General features: G+C 39.0%; 5 protein-coding genes. 1 reads left to right on the top strand and 4 read right to left on the bottom strand.

Translation table 11 applies throughout. The features are described 5' to 3' along the window. A partial coding sequence (locus tag ACFSR8_RS04300) for a hypothetical protein (RefSeq protein WP_380289361.1) occupies positions 1-223 on the top strand: 223 nt, incomplete at its 5' end. A 272-nt stretch (positions 224-495) separates the two neighbouring features. Here the strand turns inward: ACFSR8_RS04300 and ACFSR8_RS04295 are convergent. From ACFSR8_RS04295 to ACFSR8_RS04280, 4 genes are all read right to left on the bottom strand, one after another. After that, positions 496-2,556: a putative porin gene (locus tag ACFSR8_RS04295; protein WP_380289359.1), complete on the bottom strand. Its 2,061-nt coding sequence runs from the start codon at positions 2,554-2,556 to the stop codon at positions 496-498. Positions 2,557-2,735: 179 nt separating this feature from the next. Further along, the gene (locus ACFSR8_RS04290) at positions 2,736-4,202 is read right to left on the bottom strand and encodes a DUF4302 domain-containing protein (protein WP_380289357.1); all 1,467 of its coding nucleotides are present in this window, start codon (positions 4,200-4,202) and stop codon (positions 2,736-2,738) included. 29 nt (positions 4,203-4,231) lie between these two features. Next, positions 4,232-5,125, bottom strand: a complete 894-nt coding sequence (locus ACFSR8_RS04285; protein ID WP_380289355.1) for a substrate import-associated zinc metallohydrolase lipoprotein — start codon at positions 5,123-5,125, stop codon at positions 4,232-4,234. A 19-nt stretch (positions 5,126-5,144) separates the two neighbouring features. After that, entirely contained in the window at positions 5,145-6,656 is a 1,512-nt protein-coding gene (locus tag ACFSR8_RS04280; RefSeq protein ID WP_380289353.1) for a RagB/SusD family nutrient uptake outer membrane protein, read from the bottom strand.

The following is a 6,656-nucleotide window of genomic DNA, read 5'->3' as shown; positions in this document are numbered from 1 at the left end:
CCCCCCCTCTTTGACCAAAAAAACTACTGCAAATGAACTCCGCAACATCGGGCTTCCCCGTTTTTGCGGGTGCAAACATAAAACCCTTTTTGCTTTCCGCAATGCCTTTTGCAAAGTTTTTTTCAACTTTTTTGTACGGCCAATGCAACGTGCTGGGAATGCGGGGGTTGCAGGACGATTTTTTTGTGCACAAACTTACCTGAAGGCGGAAAAGGCCCCCTAGCCCAGAACGGAAAGGACTTATCTCGCTAAGGCGAAAAGACGCAAAGAGGCGGACGGAACCAAACCCTTCAGGCGCACAGGACCCTTCCGGCGGACGGTGCAGACCACGGGCATGCCCGCGCTAGGGATTGAACGGCATGTTTGAAATCCCCGACGATAGGAGGGATTGAGTAGTGAAAGCCCGACCCTTGGGTAGCGCCCAACTTCTCGATACAATTCTGCTTGGGCAGAATCACTCGAAGTGACTTTATGTTATATATATTGTGTGGGTTTCTACATGAAGAAGTTCCAAACGATACCAAATCGGACTATGAAATCGCGATAAGGGTAGTTTGGGGCTGAATAAAAATCGTAGCCCGTAAAGGAGGAGTTGAAGTGTTCGGCCTTAAAAAATATTCGTGTTTGTCGGATTTTGGCATTAACAAAGAAATCGAATCTTGGAAAATCGCCAAACTCCCTATCTGTTTGTACATAAAACTCTGACATAACTGGGTTATATGCATTCATGTAGTACTTTGTGAAATAATTAAAAGTGAGGCCTGTTTGCAAAAACATGGCTTTCTTGAAGACATGTGAACTAAAATAAATGGTGTTTCGGGTAGTTAGTTCGGGTACGTTAAGCACCTTGTTTTCATCTTGAACGTTTTGATATAATATGGTATTATTTAGGGCAAATTTTCCAAATTTTATTTCATTCTCCCCTTTTATTCTAAAATAGTTGATGGTGCCATCGTTCTGGAATGCTTTTATTTGCTGGGTACCCGCTGCGGCATTTTCAGCATTTTTAAAATAGATGTAATCACTGATGGTGGTATAATCCACCGTAACATTTGCTATATTCTTAAATCTTACAAAGAAAGCGAGCTGTTGCGTTTCGGTATTGTTGAAACTGTTCCGCCAGTTGTAGTTTAAATAGTTGCTCTGATACAACTGCTGGTTGTAATTAGGAGCTTTTGAGCTATGGTTGATAGAGGCTTTTGCAAGTATGACATCATTAAAATTATAACTGGCGTGAGCTTTAACAAAGTTGCCCTGAAAATCACCCGAAATATTGACTCCCGCTTCGCCATGGATATCAAAGCCCCTATAATATTTATGGTATTTTCCTCCTGCCGAATAAATGTTCCCTTTTAATCTGTTGGTAATCGTATTTCCATTGAGCACTACTACCCTATCGTAGCCGTAGTTATAGTTATCGTTACTAATATTTACCTGAAAATCCCCAAGTTCGTTATTGAAGTACTGCAACTGTACCTGATTAAACAAATGCTCAAGCGTAGAACGTTCCCTTAGCCCTGATGTAACGAATGCGTCACCAAAAATACTATTAGCGGAAGTCTGATCATATTGAAAATACTTGTCCTCAAAGGATATAATATGTTTTAAGGTGAGACGACTTTTTGAAGTAGAATCGTTTAAAATCGTTGGGAGGAATTTTTTAACCTTTTTGTTAAAGACATCATAGCTGTGTTCTAAATGAAAACGTTTGCCTTTTAGAATATTTTCTGCATTCTCAAAATTGACCTCCAAAATGGAACGGTCGCGAAATTCGTCAATGCCGCTTTCAAAATTCTCTACCATATCGTCCCGAATACCTCCGTTTTCATTATTCAACAAATCCTGCATTACAATGTGCCCTCGCATCTTGTATCGCCGATTTTTGGTATTATAATTTGTCGTGAACCGGAAATTTCCGGTACTGGTCAAAATACTTTGGTATTTTCCCAAAGAACGAAGTCCTTTGTAAGCAATTGAAAAATTAAGGTGGGGCGAGGTATTGACCGTAAAAAATGAATCTGCCATCTGTCCTTGTTCAAAAGCAGATTTATATAATAATTCCGATAAAGGGGTTGGCACACGATAATAGGAAATATCCTCAATTTCCATATAATTGAAATGCCTGGCCCTGGCTCCAAAGCTGGGCATTAAATCCGTACTTTGGAAATTATAGGTGAGGCTATTATAGGATTGCCCAATGTTTGAGAAACGCACCAATCCAAAGTTATCCCGTCTTAAATAATTGAATTTGTAATCTTTAAAAACCGTTAAAGATGTATCGACATGTGTGGTATCGTTTTCATGGGAAATAATGAGGTAGTCCTCAATTTTTGCTTTCTTTTCCTTTGGGTCTTTTGGATCGATACGATCCAAAAGATTTCCCCCGCGACCCGCGGAACGCGAAGTCCTTAAACTATCCTCTGGCTGGGTGGCCAATGTTTCCTGAGGTTTTGTGCCCAATGAATCTTGAGGCTTTGTTTGCTTGCCGGAAAGCACCTGCCCAAACGCAACACAAGAAAAAACACCAAAAAGGATTGTAAGGCCTAACTTTCGCATAATCATAAAAAACGTTGCAAATGTAAATACAAAATATGATAACGATGAAAAATGGGGAAATTATATTTTAGAGAGGGAAGTTATAGTTCTGAGTTAATAAAAAAGCAATCCCTAAACCTATTTCAAATTTAGGGATTGCCTTAAAAAATTTTCAGTCAAAGTTCCTTCAAAAGGAATTATTAGCCAAAAAATAGCCCATAAACCCTTAAAGCCTGATTGTCCATCTTAGTAAATGTTCCAGATATATTACTGAAACCATTTGTATTTGATCGGAAAGGGCCTTCATTCGTATAGAGCATACCTGAGCTTGTAGAGGCTGGATTATCAAAAAAGTCTATTAGCGGGGCATAAAAAGGCTCTAAAAATGGTCCGTTTCCTGTCCCAAATGGCCCTGTATATTCTTGAAAAAGCCTATTATTACTTACACTAGCCCTGTTATAACAATAGAACGCATTGAATGCCGCCCCATCGGCTGCACGAGTGATCTGTACAAACAAAAAATTATCACATGCATCACTATTAAAATTAAAAATAAACTGGAACTGAGTTAAAGAAAATGCTCCAGGACCAAACCCAGCATCCAAATTAGCATTAATTTGATCTATAACTTCTTCCTGAAAACAGGGGCTCGTTAAAGGGTTACTACCCAGAGAAATTCTGTATAAAAAGGCACTTTCCAATAAAGCAATATCATCATTGATAGCCTCCCCTGAAGGACTTGACAATGGGGAATTTGAAATTGTAGCGGTAGCACCATTTGAGGTTGCGACGTATTGCGGTTTACCACTACTAGTATCCAAAACAAAATCCTTGAAGACACTGTCTCCAACTTCCAATGCGGGACTTATTATTATCGCCTCTTTTCCGTCGATAAAAGTAAAAGCGGCACCTATACCCTTCTCACTGGTAACACCTTCATTGTCCACTGTTTCAGCGTCAAAAAATATAGTATTAGGCGTGTAGTTCAAAACATAGGTAACCATCCCTCCCTCACCTGGAGCTTCCAAAACAAGACTATCATAAACTGACGCCGTTGAACAATCCACGTCATCAAAAGCCTGTCTGTTAGCATAGGAAGCTTCTACACTTGCCACACTTTCAGCATCAAAGTCCGTAAAATTCGAAGGATAAAGAATTAAGGAAGCGGTGTCCCTATTTCTTACGTCTCTAAAAGTAATAACCCCGTTGTCGTTGCTGAAATATTGAAAAACAGATGTCCCAAAAAACCCAATACCTGTTTGAAAACCATTAATATTTTGTGTAACGGCTGTAGGATCGGTTGCCTTAGTAATATGATTACGCGTTGTAAATACAAGTTCCGTTGTAGTCCCAAGCCTTACCTCATAGCTGGAATTTTGAAGCGTACTGTCGTCATCAAAATCCGAAGTTTGTCTTACTGTGCCATCAGCATTAAACTGCATGAAAATGGTGAAACCTCCCCTTTGATCATTCTTTGGGAAATATATCGCTCTGTAACCGTTGGGCTGAGACACTAAAAGGTTCTGCAGTTCATTAACTCTATCAGCTACCCTATCGGCCGGTGCTTGGCCAAATACATTTTCCGTATCATCCTCGCTGCACGAAAACAGTACAAAAAAGGACAATAGTATAAAACTTAGGTACTTATATTTTATTAAAAATTTCATAAATTCAATTTTTTGTTATTCTCTTTAAACTATATCTCCAACAAGGCCTGATAGGTTAGCTCTCGAAGTTCATAAAAATCTATGTTGAATTTTTCTTGATAATATTCAACAACAAGCTGCTCTTTGCGCCTAATACTCAATCTTGCTTGTTCACTAGATATGCCATTTACCAAATCATCCCATTGCGCAGCAGATCTCACCAACATATATTGTATCATTTCTACAAAATCCTCACTTGGCTCACTTGAGGCATAGGCAGAAATATAGCCCAGCTCCCTAGCCTCCTCATTACTTCTATCGGCCCATGAAGAGGTATAATTGGCGGGGTTTACCAAATCAAAAACTGGGTCATAAGGCTCGATTTGGTTCAAAATATGACCGTACTCGTGGTGAATGGTCGATAATGGCCCAGTTACTGAAAACTGCACGTCAAAATCGTTTGGTGTATCTTCTTCGTACACAATGTTGGTAAAGTCTAAAAAATCTATATTAAATATAATTATTCTTGCTCCTTCCTCGGCTATACCCAAGGTTATTGTATTTCCTCCAGGGTTGAAATTAAATCCGCCGGCTAATACAAATTCCCTTGGTGCAATATGCTTGATAAAGTTTTCGCCCCCCAATTGAGTATAAGGCTCTATCCATACACTCTTTAAAACTTCAGCCACCGGCCTCACACTGGACTGAAATGGAGGGTGCAAAAATCTGTCAACATCCGTGTCATTAATGTCCCATTTATATTGAATTTCAATATTATAGGGATCCACGAAATTTTCTCTCAACCAAACATCCAAATCATTCAATATGGGTGGTGTAGTATCAATTTGGGACTCAGTTATTGAAGCATCTCTCTCGCAAGCTGTAAATGCAAATACAGCACAGCAAAACAATATGCTTAATAATTTATAAAGTATTTTATTCATATCTTAAATTTTTAAAATATTATCTTGGATTTTGTTCTATACCAAATGCTTGAGCGTCTGGTGGGATTTGTACTGCTCTTCTATCATCGCCTCTCGGTAATGTAAATGTATCAATTGTACTTCCGTTTACATTTACAATTCTATGCTCGACTTCAATACCATGTCTTTTTATATCTAACCAGCGCAAACCTTCATTGTAGAATATTGATTTTCTCATTGTCAAAATTAAATTTACATAAGGAAGGTCATTCGAAGATATTGTGTAAAAAGGCGCATAAGCACTCGTATCGGTAAATGCAAAGTTGCCATTAGGGTCTTCAATGTCCGCAGGCTCTAAAGCATCTGAAGCAGCATACCCACTAGTTTTAGTTGAAAACATTAGATTTATATCTGATACCGCATTATCATACTGCTGGAGCATTACATAGGCTTCTGCTCTATTAAGCAAAACTTCGTCAGTGGTCAATAGCATATATGTGACGAAGGGTAGCCCAATACCAGCCGCCTGATTGGTGAACCTAAAATATTCGTTATACTTTATTAAAGTTAAGCCTATATCGCCGTTATAGGTAAATATGGAATACGCCCATGGTTTGCCTAAAGGGTTACCTCCCAAAATTTGAATTTGCAAAAGTCTACTTAGTTGATATCTAGCTAATCCTGAGAAAAAGCCCCTGGCGTAAACCGAACTCCCCGCAGATAATAATAAATTTGAAGGGTCTGTGGACGATGAGTACTGCAATTGTAATTGCGCCCCAGGTAATTGATCGTACAAGCCATTTATATCCCTAAGTATAGTAGCACCACCTGAACCTAATGCCTCCGTGCTATGATCTATAACTTTTTGCCATTCTCCGATATGCAAATAAAACCTGGATGCAAATGCATTTGCGGCCTGTTTGGTGAAATGGAATGTTGGAACCTCGTATTCATTCTCAATTAGTGGCAAACCTTCTTCTAAATCTTTTGCTATCTGAGCATAAACCTGGGCAACCGTACCTCTATCATAATCTTGAATCAATACAGTTTCAGGCTCCGTAACATATGGAATACCCAGATCTGTATTGGCCGTACTAGGATCGTATCGTTTAGAAAAAATACTAACCAACATAAAATGGGCATAAGCCCGGCATAAAAGGGCCTCTCCTCTTTGGGAATTGAACTCTTCTCCACCACCTAATTCTTCTATGGAAGCAAGCGCTTGATTTGCATGAGAAATTGCTTCGTATGCTTCATTCCAATAGAATGTAGGAGTGTCTTCATCATCGTCATTTAAATCCCTCCAAAAATACATTTCTTCATTGATTCTTACATCTGATTCTGCCCCAGGCCCCTTGTCATCAGCATTATCAGACATAGGCTCCAAAAAAGGAACATATCCGGCCTGCGGATAGGCCGCAACTAATAATTCAGAAATTTTCTCTGCCGAATCTATTTCCGTTCGATTGTCGGGTACTTCAGAAAGTACCTCATCACAACTAAGATTTAGAACAAGTAATAAAAACGGGATAAATTTTATATAGCTTTTCAT

Origin of the sequence: Hyunsoonleella rubra (genome assembly GCF_042684665.1) — a bacterium.
GTDB lineage: Bacteria > Bacteroidota > Bacteroidia > Flavobacteriales > Flavobacteriaceae > Jejuia > Jejuia rubra.
Note: the sequence above shows the minus strand (reverse complement) of the source record. Positions and strands in the feature narration are given on the sequence as shown.